At 38.6% G+C, this 14,922-nt stretch carries 15 protein-coding genes and 1 other annotated feature; of the genes, 5 read left to right on the top strand and 10 right to left on the bottom strand.

Features of this window, described 5'->3' with window-relative positions:
• Positions 1–25: 25 nt before the first annotated feature.
• Positions 26–595, bottom strand: coding sequence for a GNAT family N-acetyltransferase (locus tag LG336_RS03765; protein WP_404331222.1), 570 nt, complete (start codon positions 593–595; stop codon positions 26–28).
• A gap of 188 nt (positions 596–783) precedes the next feature.
• On the opposite strand from LG336_RS03765, the gene LG336_RS03760 reads away from it, so the two are divergent.
• From LG336_RS03760 to trpS, 3 genes are all read left to right on the top strand, one after another.
• On the top strand, positions 784–972 hold the full coding sequence (locus tag LG336_RS03760) for a hypothetical protein (RefSeq protein WP_404331221.1): 189 nt from the start codon (positions 784–786) through the stop codon (positions 970–972).
• Positions 973–1,402: 430 nt separating this feature from the next.
• A complete protein-coding gene (locus LG336_RS03755; protein WP_404331220.1) occupies positions 1,403–2,677 on the top strand; it encodes a dicarboxylate/amino acid:cation symporter in 1,275 nt (424 codons plus the stop codon).
• 76 nt (positions 2,678–2,753) lie between these two features.
• Positions 2,754–2,981: a binding site (T-box leader), on the top strand.
• A gap of 57 nt (positions 2,982–3,038) precedes the next feature.
• Entirely contained in the window at positions 3,039–4,028 is a 990-nt protein-coding gene (gene trpS, locus LG336_RS03750; RefSeq protein WP_404331219.1) for a tryptophan--tRNA ligase, read from the top strand.
• Between the two features lie 41 nt (positions 4,029–4,069).
• Here trpS and LG336_RS03745 read toward each other — a convergent pair whose 3' ends face one another.
• From LG336_RS03745 to LG336_RS03730, 4 genes are all read right to left on the bottom strand, one after another.
• Positions 4,070–4,816: a YjbA family protein gene (locus LG336_RS03745; protein ID WP_404331218.1), complete on the bottom strand. Its 747-nt coding sequence runs from the start codon at positions 4,814–4,816 to the stop codon at positions 4,070–4,072.
• Positions 4,817–4,988: 172 nt separating this feature from the next.
• Positions 4,989–5,771 (bottom strand): DUF2268 domain-containing protein, encoded by a 783-nt coding sequence (locus tag LG336_RS03740; RefSeq protein WP_404331217.1) that lies wholly within the window; start codon positions 5,769–5,771, stop codon positions 4,989–4,991.
• Between the two features lie 143 nt (positions 5,772–5,914).
• Entirely contained in the window at positions 5,915–7,156 is a 1,242-nt protein-coding gene (fabF, locus tag LG336_RS03735) for a beta-ketoacyl-ACP synthase II (protein ID WP_404331216.1), read from the bottom strand.
• A gap of 26 nt (positions 7,157–7,182) precedes the next feature.
• On the bottom strand, positions 7,183–8,115 hold the full coding sequence (locus LG336_RS03730) for a beta-ketoacyl-ACP synthase III (protein WP_404331215.1): 933 nt from the start codon (positions 8,113–8,115) through the stop codon (positions 7,183–7,185).
• Between the two features lie 191 nt (positions 8,116–8,306).
• Between LG336_RS03730 and LG336_RS03725 the strand changes: the two genes are divergently transcribed.
• A complete protein-coding gene (locus LG336_RS03725) occupies positions 8,307–8,600 on the top strand; it encodes a hypothetical protein (protein ID WP_404331214.1) in 294 nt (97 codons plus the stop codon).
• Positions 8,601–8,664: 64 nt separating this feature from the next.
• On the opposite strand, the gene LG336_RS03720 is transcribed toward LG336_RS03725, so the two are convergent.
• The 3 genes from LG336_RS03720 to LG336_RS03710 all read right to left on the bottom strand — a co-directional run bounded on the left by LG336_RS03720 (position 8,665) and on the right by LG336_RS03710 (position 11,441).
• On the bottom strand, positions 8,665–9,615 hold the full coding sequence (locus tag LG336_RS03720; RefSeq protein WP_404331213.1) for a BMP family ABC transporter substrate-binding protein: 951 nt from the start codon (positions 9,613–9,615) through the stop codon (positions 8,665–8,667).
• Positions 9,616–9,744: 129 nt separating this feature from the next.
• The gene (locus tag LG336_RS03715; RefSeq protein WP_404331212.1) at positions 9,745–10,638 is read right to left on the bottom strand and encodes a hypothetical protein; all 894 of its coding nucleotides are present in this window, start codon (positions 10,636–10,638) and stop codon (positions 9,745–9,747) included.
• A 65-nt stretch (positions 10,639–10,703) separates the two neighbouring features.
• Positions 10,704–11,441 (bottom strand): hydrolase, encoded by a 738-nt coding sequence (locus LG336_RS03710; RefSeq protein WP_404331211.1) that lies wholly within the window; start codon positions 11,439–11,441, stop codon positions 10,704–10,706.
• 180 nt (positions 11,442–11,621) lie between these two features.
• Between LG336_RS03710 and LG336_RS03705 the strand changes: the two genes are divergently transcribed.
• Positions 11,622–11,813 (top strand): YjzD family protein, encoded by a 192-nt coding sequence (locus LG336_RS03705; RefSeq protein ID WP_404331210.1) that lies wholly within the window; start codon positions 11,622–11,624, stop codon positions 11,811–11,813.
• Between the two features lie 44 nt (positions 11,814–11,857).
• On the opposite strand, the gene clpB is transcribed toward LG336_RS03705, so the two are convergent.
• Together clpB and LG336_RS03695 are read right to left on the bottom strand one after the other, a co-directional pair.
• Positions 11,858–14,461: an ATP-dependent chaperone ClpB gene (gene clpB, locus LG336_RS03700; protein WP_404331209.1), complete on the bottom strand. Its 2,604-nt coding sequence runs from the start codon at positions 14,459–14,461 to the stop codon at positions 11,858–11,860.
• A gap of 133 nt (positions 14,462–14,594) precedes the next feature.
• Positions 14,595–14,783 (bottom strand): YjzC family protein, encoded by a 189-nt coding sequence (locus LG336_RS03695; RefSeq protein ID WP_404331208.1) that lies wholly within the window; start codon positions 14,781–14,783, stop codon positions 14,595–14,597.
• Between the last annotated feature and the right edge of the window lie 139 nt (positions 14,784–14,922).

The following is a 14,922-nucleotide window of genomic DNA, read 5'->3' as shown; positions in this document are numbered from 1 at the left end:
CATCCAAAGGATGATTGCACAAATTTTAAATATCTTCAAGCAAATCTTCGTAATCTTTCCGTTTCTTTAAGACCTCATCCACCGGTTGATACGATTGCCCATAAAATTCTTTATCCTTATAAGTGTGAATCATATTATACGTCTTTTTGATCGCCTCAAAGATCTTTTCCTCCGACTCATTTGTTGGTGACCAATATAGAATTTCAAGCTCATTCATTTTATTTGTTGCTAATGATCGTCGACTATAACCGATTGAACGAGCATGCTCAAAACCTTCCCGTTTATAAAATTTTAAGCGTTTTTCCGTATCTGTATCTTCATAATCAATTGGTTCTACTTCTAAAATGATTGCCTTTTTCTTCTTTTTTAATTTCTCAATTAATTTATGTCCAAGTCCCTCCCCCCTTGCTTCTTTTGACACAAAGAGGTAATCAATAAAAACAAAATCATCAAGTTCCACATACATCAACACATGTTTAGTTCCCTCATCCTTATGATAAATTTCTGGGCGTTCTTTTAAGAGCGTTTCCATATGCTCCCTAGACTTCATTTCCTCAACTGGAAAATATTGATTTAACTTTTCATACCAATGCATATTTAGGCCTCCTTACCCGAATATTTTTAATCTAAATTTTAATCTTATGCAATTTCCTTTTTTAGCACACGAAATACTCCTTTAAATACTGAACCATTTCTTTTACAATATAAATAGAATACAAAGTGTTAAACTTATATAATTAGATTATAACGAATCCCTACTTGGATAGGAGATGGAGGTTTACCATGGGTGGTTACATAGTAGATTTTACAATTGTCGCTTTATTGATCATCGGTATTACTGCACTAAATGGTGTAATGAGTAATGCTATTGGATTGAAGGTTTTTGGTGGTAAAAACAAGAATGAGATTCTCGACAAGTCCGTAAGCCTACAAACCGGTTGGAAGAGTGTTGGTGGCACTAAGAAGAAATAAACCTAACATTATTAATTACCCTAAATATTTTATCTTGAAACATAGGGAGGTCTAAAGTAACTTGTTACTATTGGCCTTTTTTTGTTTGGATTTTTATGAAGGCTGTTTTCGTAAAGATTGTTGGTAAAATTGTAAAAATCTTAAAGCCGATTTTTACTACCTAAAGCCGATTTTAACGCAAGATAAGCTGTTTGGTACGTGATAAGAAGTTTGCGCGCTCTTTTCTCATTATTAAAAGGGTACTTTGAAGTGAAACAAGGCTTAATTCAACCGAATTTGTATCCAAGAGCAAAAAAGTTTGAGAAAAGAGCCTTTATGAAATATTAACCTGCGTCTATAAACCGTAACAATTACTCTTTAAATACTAGTGTAGATTAGTCCTAAACCTGCTATATTAGAGCTGTAATTGTACAAGAGGGGCTGTGTTAAATTGAAATCATTTATTCGAAATTATCGGTTTACCTTAATACTCTTAGGATCCATATTGCTGGGTGGCGCTATTGGCCTAATATTTGGTCCGAGTGCCCAAATCCTACAACCGCTTGGGGATATATTCTTAAATTTATTATTCATGATGATTGTTCCCTTGGTCTTTTTTAGTATTTCCTCTGCCATTGGCAACATGAGTGGAATGAAACGCCTCGGGAAAATCATGGGAAGTATTCTGGTTGTCTTTTTTCTTACAGCCTTCATTGCAGCCGTTCTCGGCATCATAGGTACTTCAATTATAAACCCTATAAAAGAGGCTGACATCTCATCCATTAAAAGCTTCATGACGACACCCGAAGAAACAGCCCCCACAGAGGAAATAACGTTTCTTGGCCAGTTAGTCAATACATTTACAGTATCCGATTTTTCACTCCTATTATCTAAAAGCAATATGCTACAACTCATTGTTTTTTCCGTATTGTTTGGGATTGCCACTGCCTTAGCAGGTGAAAAAGGCAAACCGATTGCCGCATTTTTATCATCAGGGTCTGCTGTTTTCATGAAAATGGTCGGCATTATTATGTACTATGCTCCAATTGGCTTAGGCGCCTATTTTGCTTCGATTATTGGACAGCTTGGACCTCAGCTTCTTGAAGGCTATGCACGGGCATTTATCCTGTATTTAGTGATTACTGGCATCTACTTTTTTGGCTTCTTCACTCTTTATGCATTCATCGCTGGTGGCAACTTGGGGGTCAAGGTGTTTTGGAAAAATGCTATCACACCATCCGTTTCTGCACTTGCCACTTGTTCAAGCGCGGCATGTATTCCAATCAATTTAACAGCGGTTCGAAAAATGGGAGTTCCTACTGATATTGCCGAAACCATAGTTCCACTTGGCGCCAATACCCATAAAGATGGGTCAGTCATTGGCGGCGTAATAAAAATTGTTTTTCTGTTCGCTTTATTTGGGAAAGAAACGACCAGCCTTACAAGTATCTTAAGCATCCTTGCTGTTTCATTCCTGGTTGGTGCTGTCATGGGAGCCATACCTGGAGGAGGAATGATAGGCGAAATGTTAATACTGAGCGTTTTTGGCTTACCGCCTGAAGTTCTACCCATTATTGCTGTTATAAGTACAATTATTGATGCACCAGCAACCTTACTAAACTCAACTGGAAATACAGTATGCGCAATGCTTGTTGCACGGATGGTTGAAGGAAAAAATTGGCTTAAGGATGCACTAAGCAATAAAAACAATGAGGCTCGCATTTAGCAGTAGTATGAAAAAAACAATAGCCTCCTTGATTCTATTCTCATAGTGATTTATAATTTTCTCATTAGAAGATGATAATCAGGCGTTGACAAAGAGTAGTACACTTGCACAGGTTTTACAGAGAGTTTGTGGTTGGTGCGAACAAACAACCGAGCATGTGGAATGGACTTTCGAGCCTCTACTGTGAAATAAAAAATGTAGCAGTAGACGTTTCCAGCGTTACCGGATCATGCAATTGAACGCATGAATGAGAGGCTCTTTTTTAGAGTAATTAGGGTGGCACCGCGGACCATTCGTCCCTATTTTATGGGGATGTATGGTCTTTTTTTCTATTCTTTTATCATTTCGGAGGTTATAAAAAATGAAAACAATCTTTTCAGGTATCCAGCCTAGTGGGACAATTACCCTCGGCAACTATATCGGAGCAATGAAACAGTTCGTCGAACTTCAGGATGAATATAATTGCTATTTCTGTATTGTTGATGAACACGCTATCACTGTTCCCCAAGATAGGCTACAACTTCGTCAAAACACGCGAAGTCTTGCAGCCTTATACCTAGCTTCTGGAATTGACCCGGAAAAGGCAACACTTTTCATCCAATCAGAAGTTCCAGCTCATGCCCAAGCAGGGTGGATGCTACAATGTGTTGCTTATATTGGTGAACTTGAAAGAATGACTCAATTCAAAGATAAGTCTGCAGGAAAAGAAGCTGTAACAGCAGGCTTGCTAACCTATCCACCACTTATGGCAGCAGATATTCTTTTATACAGTGCTGATCTAGTTCCTGTTGGTGAAGACCAAAAGCAGCATATCGAGCTGACAAGAGATTTGGCAGAGCGGTTTAATAAAAAATATAACGATATCTTTACGATTCCTGAAGCACGTATTCCTAAGGTTGGTGCAAGAATCATGTCCTTACAAGATCCACTAAAGAAAATGAGCAAATCTGATGCAAACACCAAAGCCTTTATTTCAATGCTAGATACTCCAAAGCAGATTGAAAAGAAAATCAAAAGTGCGGTAACAGATTCAGAGGGAATCGTAAAATATGATAAAGCAAATAAACCTGGAATCTCTAATCTACTCTCTATTTATTCCATTCTGACAAATAAATCAATTCAAGAGCTTGAACAGGCTTATGAAGGAAAAGGTTATGGAGATTTTAAAGCGGATGTTGCTGAAGTTGTGGTAAAAGCCATTGAACCAGTTCAAACTAGATATCAAGAATTAATGGAATCCTCAGAGCTTGATGATATTCTAGACAAAGGTGCTGAAAAAGCCAATATCGTGGCCGGCAAAATGGTGAAAAAGATGGAAAATGCAATGGGACTAGGAAGAAAAAGAAGATAAACTGAAAATGATGGAAAATAAAAAGGAGCCCTTGGCTCCTTTTAATTCACCTTTGATCCGTGCTCCATCTCCCATAGCTTTTCGAAAAATGTTTGACCTTTAATTAAATTTTCACAGAAAGCATAATGTCTTTTTGACCATCCATATTTCGTTTCATCATATAGTTCCTCCCAAACATCCTCAAAAGAAAGTTGTTGAATCTCTTCATACTTTTCAGGACTCCATTCCGTCAGCCAGTACCTGACCTCGGCAACATTTTGAGAAGAATGCAACTGGTCCATAGCCATAAACAAAAGCTGCTTTAACTGTCTTTCTTTTCTAGTAAGTCCCCTCATTAAATCTGGGGCTGGTGATAGAATATGATAATCTTTCAAGGATGATTGATCGTTAAAGTTATAGTTACTTGTTTCTTGGTTTTCAAGCATTTCAAAAACTAGTTGTTCCTGCCGTGGGATTAATCTACTTTTTCGAATTGGAATATTATATCCAATCGTATCTACCGCTAAAATGCCAACACCATCTGATACTACAAAACAGTAATCCAATTGCACTCGTTCATGATTTTTCCGTAAAAAAGCCTTTTGATAGATATCATCCATAAGCTGCTGAGGTAACTCTGATAAATCATTTTCTATGTAATTAAATAATAGAGAATCAATTTTTAATAGTGGCACCTGATCCAAAAGTTCTACCCCATCATCTTTTCTCCATTCGTGGAAATGGCAAACATTGTAGCCATTTTCTTCACCTTCAAACCAATTCACCCAAACATCGTGAAGATACAACATGATCACAACCCCTCTCATCAAGTTACTCTTTGCACTCAGTATGGGCAGACATAAGTAAAATTATTCCTTATTTGCTACAGACAGTAACGATTATTAAAGGAATTTTCCTTCCTTGCTGTAGTAGAAATTAAAACAAACACACTGCGTTCGTTTTGCAGTGTAAAGTGAATCTTTATAAATTAACATCCTTCACGAACTTTTCAGATGGTAGGACAAATGAATCCTCAATGGATAAATCATTTTTTTCCTTATATAGTGTAATAATCTTGTATCCTACTGCATAACCAATCAATGGCGGATATTTCTTAAGACCAAATAATAAATCGTCATGTAGTCTAGTTGTTTTTTTATACTGTAAATGGTCTTTGAATTCGTGGTTCCAGATTTTTGATAGTTCTTTAGGAGAATATTGAGTACACCATTTTGCAAGATAAGCCTCACCGCACATTTCAAGAACAGCATTTTCAGCTAAACCTTCTAAAATAACTGAATCTAATAAGGTATAGTCCTTACTCTTCTTTTGTTTATTCAGACGGCATACATGATGGTATTCGTGCACGAATAGGGCTTCTAGCTCCTTTTCATCATCTAAAGATGAGATAAAAAGGAATACCTTATCATCAAACGAAACACCTGACTTTTCGGTGTCCAGACTCCTTGTTGAAAAGATTCCACCTGTATGTTTTGGAAACAAATAAACTGGAACATCAGGTCCCTGCCACTTCTTCTTATATTTTATAAAGATCCTTTCTAAACAATCCCACGCCTTCTTTTCTTTCAACTCATTAAATGATCGTAGTGTACGACGATTCGGGCGGTACATCCCAAAGTCTGATAAATACTGATAAATCCTATTTGGCGAATCTCCTCCAAAAGAGTCCCTCATCCTTTCACAAATTTCCAATGGACGATGAAAATCGGTTTCTAGCCACTTATCCGTCTTGACTCCTCCCACACCACTCACCCCTATGGAATCTAGTAGTTAACAAACTTCTCATATTAGCTTATGTAAGATACACCCATTCGTTCATAACAGTGAAACCATCGGAACAAAGAAAAAAATACGCCTTAAATCAACATGATTTAAGGCGTTTAAGACTATTCATTATATTTTTTTAGTGCGATGGTGGCATTATGCCCCCCAAAGCCTAGGGAATTACTAAGGGCTGCTTGAATTTCCTGTTTACGAGCTTCATTCGGTACATAATCAAGGTCACAATCCGGATCTGGTGTTTCATAATTGATTGTAGGAGGTAATATTCCTTCTTTTATTGCAAGAGCTGTGAAGATGGCTTCAATACCACCTGCAGCACCAAGCAAATGTCCTGTCATTGATTTAGTCGAGCTGACAGACAACTTGTATGCATGCTCCCCAAACACATTCTTTATTGCCATTGTTTCAAATTTATCATTATAATCTGTGCTTGTTCCATGAGCATTAATATAGCCAATGTCATTCGGATTTAAGCCTGCATCATTCAAAGCCATTTTCATTGCACGGGCACCACCCTCTCCTTCAGGAGCCGGGGCCGTAATATGATAGGCATCCCCTGTTGCACCATAACCAACGATTTCCGCGTATATTTTTGCCCCCCTAGCTAATGCATGTTCCAAATCTTCAAGGACAACAATCCCTGCTCCCTCTCCCATGACAAAGCCATCGCGGTTTTTATCGAATGGGCGACTTGCTTTTAAAGGATCCTGGTTAGTTGAGAGTGCAGTGTTGGCACAAAAGCCAGCAAAGCTCATTTTGGTAATGGGAGCTTCAGCACCACCACTAACCATAACATCAGCATCGCCACGCTGGATAACCTTAAATGCATCACCAATAGAGTTCGTTCCTGTTGCACAAGCTGTTACCGTACAAGAATTAAATCCTCGTGCTCCTAAACTAATGGAGACTTGTCCAGTAGCCATATCTGGAATCAGCATTGGCACGAAAAATGGACTTACACGGCGGTAACCTCGTTTTTGAAAGTTTTCATACTGTTGTTCAAAAGTTTCCATGCCACCAATCCCAGATCCAATCCAAACCCCAATCCGATCTGCGTTTTGGTCATTGATTTCTAAATCCGCATCTTTTACTGCCATTAAGGAAGCCGCAACTGCATAATGAGTGAAGCGATCCATTTTCCTCGCTTCCTTCTTCTCTACAAAATCTTCTATATTAAAATCCTTTAACTCAGCGGCAACTTTTGCCGGGTACTCATCAGCGTTTACCCTTGTAACGGGTCCAACGCCAGATACGCCTGCCAGAATATTTTTCCAACTTGTCTCAGCATCATTTCCTACTGGGGTCACTGCCCCGATTCCAGTAATAACGACTCTCCGTTTTTCCACTTAAGTCATCTCCTTTTGAAGAACTTTTATTGTCCCCAGCGCATGGCAATAGCGCCCCAAGTTAGACCGCCTCCGAAACCAACCATGACAATGAGGTCTCCATCCTTAATCTTTCCTGCCTCTAGTTCCTCAACCATAGAAATAGGAATCGAGGCTGCAGAGGTATTTCCATATTTATGAACTGTTTTTGACATCTTTTCAATCGGAAGTTCAAGACGCTGCCTTGCAGCCTCCATGATTCGAATATTTGCCTGATGCGGGATGAGAAAATCAACATCTTCCTTGGTTAAACCAGCCTTTTCTAAGACATTGATACTACTTTCGCCCATTTGTCTAACCGCAAATTTAAAGACTTCCCGACCATTCATTCTAATATGCGAATCCTGGTAAAGGTATTTACCACCTGATCCGTCAGAACCTAACTCAAAGGATAGAACTCCTTTTCCATCGCTAACTGGTCCCATTACCACAGCTCCAGCACCGTCACCAAATAGGACTGCTGTATTGCGGTCTTCCCAATCCGTTACCTTCGATAATTTCTCCACACCTACAATTAAAACATATTTATAAGCTTCTGTTTCAATAAACTGTTTTGCAGTCACCATCCCGTACATGAAACCTGCACATGCAGCGCTAACATCCATTGCTGCTGCCTTTTTAGCACCGAGCTTTTCTTGAAGCATACATGCAACACTAGGAAAAGCCTGATCTGGGGTAACAGTCGCAACTAATATCATATCTATTTCCTCAGGTGCTATTTTGGCTGCGTCTATTGCTTTTTTCGCCGCATGATAACCTATCTCTGATGTGTCCACATCATCACCGGCAATTCTTCTTTCCTCTATACCTGTTCTGGTTCGTATCCATTCATCAGAAGTATCCATTCGTTTCTCAAGGTCAAAATTGGTAACAATATTCTCTGGAACAAAACGCCCAACACCGATTATCCCTGCATTCATAGGGCCATCTCCTTTTATCATCTCTGGTCATGTTATTATTTAACATCAAATATTATTAGCTGGTACTAATTTTATCAGAAGATGGTGCATACCTGCAACAGGAATTCCACGTTTCCGCTAATGACTATGCCAGGTGTTGCCTAACAACATAAACTACAACAGTAGAAGAATTATTGAAAAGGAGGATCTAAATGGATTACGATAAAGTTGACAATAGCCAACAAGAAATAGATAGCCCTAACCCGAAAGAAACTGTGGATAATACACACCCTTTTGATCGTTTAATGTTTGGTCCAGGTCAAAACAAAAGCCATCTTGGCGACGACAAAAAGCCAGCTGAAACTCAAGCTGAAGACAACCTTCTAAATCAGGTAAACTTTGAAGAAATCATGATGCATATTGATTCGCTAGTAGGTTCCGCCAAACAATTAAAACCTATGTTTAGTAAAATCCGACCCTTATTTGAGCAGTTTTTAAAAAAATAATTTACCTCTAACAATCAATGTACAAAAAAGCTGCGGCAATCTTTTTGCCGCAGCCCCAAATCCGTTAATCATTTGGCAGTTTTCCAGTCGATTTATACGTGTTAATATGCTGATGCATGACTTCCCTGAATTCATTATCAACATTAGGACTGAATTTCCCAAGGGAAATCACCCCATCAGGAATATCGAAATATAAATTTCCTGATTCCAATGTCTCTTCATTATATTTAGAAGCAACTAGCTCATAAAGGACATCTACATGCTGAACCGTACTGGTTAGCACTGTGGACTCCCCCAAATCTGATTGATCTGAAACATAACCAATTACAAACAAGCCTTGTTCTTTTACTCGTTCAATAATTGGAATATTATAGCCATCACCGGCTGGATAAATCACGTCAGCGCCCCTTGAAAGTAATCTATCGAGAATTTGTATGGCCTTTTCATCATTATCCCAGTGGCCAACATAATAAATTTCCACATCAATTTCATTGTTATAGAATGTTGCTCCTTCATAAAAACCTTCGACTTCTGGTTGCCATTCAAAAGCCGCAATGACGCCGAGGTGATTTGATTGCGTCATATGTGCTGCAACCATTCCGCCAAAGAACCCCATCGCATACGCATCGAAATTTAGACTTGTGGTATTTTCATTTTTTGCATCGCCATTAAAACTAATAAAATGAATATCTGGATATTTCTCTGAAATCTGATTAAAATATTCAGCATACTCATTCCCATGGCCATATATGAGATTAACACCATTTCCCTCAAATTCCTTTATAGCGGCTTCAACTAACGGCTCGGAGTTCATCCCTTCTTTATAATAGACGTCGATATTAAAACGGGATTGAATTCTCAACAATCCTCGGTAACCCTCTGTCCCCCAGACTTGGTCATTAATTGTTTCAGGAACGAGTAGGCCAACTTTTTCAATTTTCCCTGTTGTAAGAGGTTGTCCGCAACCTACCAACAATAGGAGGCTAAACAAAATAAGCCCAAAACGTTTCAACATTTGCTGCCACTCCTTTTATTGCATACGTGACTCGGAATTAATAGTAGCTGGCCTTTTTTCTGTTGCCTATAATAAGGCATAATATTAATTTTACTTTTTAACAGTTCATTTGAAAAGGGTTTTCACGATTTAATCATGTTTCCCTTTTAATAGACGTAAATATTGCTTTCGCTGTTGTTCCAACCCCTCAAGGGTATCCATTGGTTTTTGTACATAGACCCGACGATAATCTTCACTCAACTTTTGTTCCTGATTTAAGGGCGCTCTCAATTTCATCATATTCTTTAGCTCATTTTCCCAACTTTTTTTCTCTTCGCCTAATTCCTTTGACTTTAATAAAGTATAATATATACTTTCCAAGCATTTACACCAACCACTTTTCTTGCCACTTCGCATTACATACTTTCCCGACCTAGCTTCTTCCAGCAAATCTCTAACGATAGTTGCTGCATCGGCTACATAAATGGCATCACTAGTCGATTCTCTAGAATTCAAAGATGGGAAAGTAACTGCTTCTACACCCAAAGAAAGGATCTGCTGAAAAAAACAACCTTCAGGTTGCCATGGCCCATATAAAGTTGGAACTAGTACTTCTTTTAGCAAGAAACCCTTTTTAGTTAGATTCTGCTTAAGGTTAACTAGCGGTTCAAATTTGGAAGTGCCGTCATATTCAAGTTGCTCAGGAATTAATAAGATGATAGGAAATTTCTCCGGTGGTAATGAAAATAGCTCTTCCTGAAGAAAGTAATTTTCAAACAATTTCTCCTCCATGCCCATCAGATAAAAATCAAAGAATGGGATGATTACCGGAATGAGGGCTTCACCCTTCCATTCATTTAGTATCCGAACTTCTTCCTCGCAAAAATTAGCATTCCGACCAATTTCCATCCGCTTCTCTTCAATAAAACAATCGGGCTCCTCACCTACAGGAATTGCATTAACTTCAACTCCCTCATCAAGCATAGCCCGGCAAATACTGTACCCTAAAAAGCCAAATGTGCCAATAATTATTGCCCTATCCATATACAGTCCCCCTGATACATCTTCAATGTATCCTATGACATCAGGTGAAAATTATTGCATCGGGTTTATAGGTCATGTTCATGTTTATTAAAGAATTGAATACTCTGGAACCCTATTTGAGGTTTTTTTTCAGGGACCATATAACACATATTGAAATCAACATCTTGTTCCCTCCAAGTTTGACTGAACTCTTTTATTATCGTAGATTGCTTGTAGGCACGATTGCCAGAGAGTACATGGATTACCTTAACAGGAATTCCATTAGGAATATGAAGGAACTCCTCCTGCTCGCCAAGATAGCTTAGCACATCTTTTGGTTCTATTTGATAGGCTGTAGCTAATTCCTGTAATAACTTTTTATAGAAAAATTTATGTTCTTTCTCCTGTTCCAAATGCTTATTTAAAGAGAGTATTGGATTTAGCAATAATAAAGAACGAATCCTCGTCTCCCTTTTCAATAGTTTCAGTGCAGTAAGAGCTCCCATTCCTTCTGCAAATACATGTATTTTGTCATTCAAGATTTCAGTCCGGCGAATATGGGCACATAATCGTGCAGCTAGATCTACTGCATTTTGGCTTCCCCAATTCATCCCAAATAAATTCGAGTAGAATATGGTATACCCAGCCTGTTTAAAATCTTGAAGAAGTTTGCGTTTCCCCTCATTTTGCGTCCAAAAACTGTTTTGGCTATCCACAAAATGTCTCTCGTCTCCCAAAATTAAGATACCGAAACCGTTAGGCCTGTGAGGGTAATGTATCATGTTCCATTCGGTATCCAGTCTGAAGTTCCGGTTCTCCATCATCTCAAAACTCCTTTAAACAGTTTGTTCATATTAATGTATGAGGTTGTCGTCAAAATGAATGGGGATTAGCCTATGGTGGTGAAGGTTAAGATAGTCTTGTAGTTGCTTATTTTTTATTTATTAATTTTTCACATTATGGTAAGATAAAATAAGAACTTTTGCAGGGTAGAGGTGAAAATTATGCGTTATTTCTGGACTTTATTTTGGACATTCCTACTTGTTCAAATGTTGACTTATGTAACCGGCTCCATGCTTGGAGTTGGCTATGATCTCCAAACTGGAATCATTCTGACAGTCGCAACAACCATATTGGTTTTCATCATTCCATTAGTGCTTCCTGATGGTCCTGCTGACCAACATGGATCTCATTAATTTGAGAGTTTTAAAAAGTCATCCTAAGTATAGGATGACTTTTTTTATATGACCACAATTTCTACTTGTTCATCTTTGACAGATATTTCTATACGACTCTTTTCACGAATTTCCCCAGCAATAATACCCCTCGCTAGCTTGGTTTCCACATTTCTTTGTATATACCTTTTCAAAGGTCTTGCACCATAAACTGGGTCAAATCCATTAACTGCAATAAATTCCTTTGCCTCTTCACTGATTGTTATCTGTATATGCTGGTCTTTTAGTCTATGTTGCAATTCATCCAAAAGTTTCACAACAATTGCTTTTATTTCATTAATTTGAAGTGGTTTAAATAATATGATTTCATCTACACGATTTAGGAATTCCGGACGGAAGTGATTGCGGAGTTGCCCCATTACATTTTCTCTTGCTTCCTCCCCTATTCCTTCTTCAGCATCAGATTGTTCAAGTAAAAAGTGGGAGCCAATGTTCGACGTCATAATAATGACTGTATTTTTAAAGTCAACCGTCCGGCCTTGAGAATCAGTTATTCGTCCATCATCAAGCATTTGAAGTAAAATATTAAATACCTCTGGATGGGCCTTTTCAATTTCATCAAAAAGAATCACAGAATATGGCTTTCTCCTTACTGCTTCGGTCAACTGACCACCTTCTTCATAGCCAACATAGCCTGGAGGTGCTCCGATTAATTTTGATACAGTGTGTTTTTCCATATACTCTGACATATCAAGTCGTATCAGTTGTTCTTCGCTGTCAAATAATGCTTCTGCTAGCGTTTTAACCAATTCTGTCTTCCCAACCCCTGTCGGACCTAGGAATATAAAAGACCCTATTGGCCTGTTCGGATCTTTTATCCCCGCTCTTGCTCTAAGGACAGCATCAGAAACAAGGGAAACAGCTTCATCTTGACCAATCACGCGCTTTTGGAGGATTGTTTCTAAGCGGAGTAGTTTTTCCCTTTCTCCCTCAACAAGCTTTGTAACAGGAATTCCTGTCCACCTTGCCACAATCGAAGCAATTTCTTCTTCTGTCACTTCCTCACGGAGGAGCCTGTCTTCTTTCTCTCCGTCAGAAACCCGCATTTCAATTTCTCTAAGTTCATTTTCCAATGCCGGAATTCGTCCATGTCTAAGTTCAGCTGCTTTGTTCAAATCGTATTCATTTTCCGCCTTTTCTAGTTCATGCCTTAACTTTTCAAGAGTTTCCCGCTTCAAACGGACCTTTTGTATATCCTCTTTTTCTTTTTCCCATTTTCCCTTCATCACACCAGCATTTTCTCTTAAATTTGCCAGTTCCTTTTGTAGGGCATTTAACCTTTCCTTGCTAGCTTCATCCTTTTCCTTTTGTAGGGCCGCTTCTTCAATTTCCAATTGCATAACCCTTCTTGTTACCTCATCAAGCTCGTTAGGCATTGAATCGATTTCTGTTCGTATCATTGCACAAGCTTCATCGACAAGGTCGATTGCTTTATCAGGAAGAAAGCGGTCGGTAATATATCGATCCGAGAGTGTGGATGCTGCAACTATTGCCCGATCGTGAATATTGACTCCATGATGAATTTCAAACCTTTCCTTCAACCCTCTTAAAATCGAAATGGTATCCTCCACAGTTGGTTCCTGAACAAGGACTTGTTGAAATCTTCTCTCTAAAGCGGGATCTTTCTCAATATATTTTCTATGTTCATCAAGTGTGGTAGCACCAATGCAATGAAGTTCTCCCCTAGCGAGCATTGGTTTTAACATATTCCCCGCATCCATCGCTCCTTCTGTTTTTCCTGCCCCCACAATTGTGTGGAGTTCATCGATAAACAAAAGAATTTTCCCTTCACTCTTTTTTAACTCATTTAATACAGCCTTTAATCTTTCTTCAAACTCTCCTCTAAACTTTGCCCCTGCAATAAGAGCACCAATATCTAATGAAAAAATGGACTTGTCCTTCAAACCTTCTGGAACATCACGTCTGACGATTCTTTGGGCTAGTCCTTCTACTATGGCCGTTTTCCCAACCCCAGGCTCTCCAATTAAAACTGGATTATTTTTAGTCTTTCGTGAAAGGATTCTAATCACGTTCCGAATTTCGCTGTCTCGACCAATGACTGGATCCATTTTTCCATTTCTAGCTTCTTCGACTAAATCTCTACCATACTTTTTTAAGGCATCATAACCCGCCTCAGGATTTTGTGAGGTCACTCGTTGATTCCCCCTTATATCTTTAATAACCGATAGGAGCTTTTCTCGACCAATTTTATTCGTTTTGATAAGTTTGTTAGCATCCGTTGGATTGGCTTTTTGCAAGGCAAGCAAAATATGTTCAGCTGAAAGAAACTCATCATGAAACTGCTTCATTTCTTTTTCAGCTTCGACTAGAAGTCTTTGTAAATTAGAGGTGATATACATTTTCCCAACTTCTGTACCACTACCTGATACTTGTGGTTTTTTATGTAAAGCAACTTTTAAGTCCTTTTTGTACGCTTCAACGTTTTCCCCTAGCCTTTCAAGAATGGTAATAGCTAAATTTTCTTCTTGAGTTAACATTGTTAGAAATAAATGGACGTCATCCACTTCCTGATGTTGGTGTTCAGCAGCTAATGATTGTGCCTGAATAAAAGCTTGTTGCATTTTCTCAGTCATCCTATTTATATCCATTGAAGCCCCTCCTTTTATTCTGACCTTTTTTGACCTTTATATTATTATATCCCTGGGGAAAACAAAAATAAAGCCATCCTAGCCGGATGGCTTTATTTTTTTATTCCCCAGCTAACAGGGCGCTTCCGCTTTTCTAGGTATGTCTATGGATTTTGTGGTACGTCCAGAGTCTGTTGTGGTTGGAGTTTTCCGGAAAATAGTCTCCTGCACTTAATTTAATCTTCTGTGGATTATTCACATTGCTTCCTGTTTCGCCTATCTCAATATAGACACCATTATTGGGTGCCTTTTGTCCTGCACGAAATTGTCGGTTTTGGCCCATATAGCTGCCTCCTCCCTTTCCAATATCTTTGCCATATTATTATTTCCGAACGTGCTCATAACATGAAGGAAAGTTTGCCCAATTGACCTAATCAGGTCCCAAAGTGTAGTGAATATAGTCCTATTCGCATGGACCTTTC

The organism is Mesobacillus maritimus (assembly GCF_044803185.1).
Lineage (GTDB): Bacteria > Bacillota > Bacilli > Bacillales > Cytobacillaceae > Mesobacillus_B > Mesobacillus_B maritimus_B.
Note: the sequence above shows the minus strand (reverse complement) of the source record. Positions and strands in the feature narration are given on the sequence as shown.

Coding starts and splice junctions, on each gene's coding strand:
- LG336_RS03710 (WP_404331211.1), bottom strand. CDS start 11,441: ATGATGGAGAACCGGAACTTCAGACTGGATACCGAATGGAACATGATA.
- LG336_RS03720 (WP_404331213.1), bottom strand. CDS start 9,615: ATGTTGAAACGTTTTGGGCTTATTTTGTTTAGCCTCCTATTGTTGGTA.
- trpS (WP_404331219.1), top strand. CDS start 3,039: ATGAAAACAATCTTTTCAGGTATCCAGCCTAGTGGGACAATTACCCTC.
- LG336_RS03745 (WP_404331218.1), bottom strand. CDS start 4,816: ATGTTGTATCTTCACGATGTTTGGGTGAATTGGTTTGAAGGTGAAGAA.
- LG336_RS03760 (WP_404331221.1), top strand. CDS start 784: ATGGGTGGTTACATAGTAGATTTTACAATTGTCGCTTTATTGATCATC.
- LG336_RS03725 (WP_404331214.1), top strand. CDS start 8,307: ATGGATTACGATAAAGTTGACAATAGCCAACAAGAAATAGATAGCCCT.
- clpB (WP_404331209.1), bottom strand. CDS start 14,461: ATGGATATAAATAGGATGACTGAGAAAATGCAACAAGCTTTTATTCAG.
- LG336_RS03765 (WP_404331222.1), bottom strand. CDS start 595: ATGCATTGGTATGAAAAGTTAAATCAATATTTTCCAGTTGAGGAAATG.
- LG336_RS03730 (WP_404331215.1), bottom strand. CDS start 8,115: ATGAATGCAGGGATAATCGGTGTTGGGCGTTTTGTTCCAGAGAATATT.
- LG336_RS03695 (WP_404331208.1), bottom strand. CDS start 14,783: ATGGGCCAAAACCGACAATTTCGTGCAGGACAAAAGGCACCCAATAAT.
- LG336_RS03715 (WP_404331212.1), bottom strand. CDS start 10,638: ATGGATAGGGCAATAATTATTGGCACATTTGGCTTTTTAGGGTACAGT.
- LG336_RS03705 (WP_404331210.1), top strand. CDS start 11,622: ATGCGTTATTTCTGGACTTTATTTTGGACATTCCTACTTGTTCAAATG.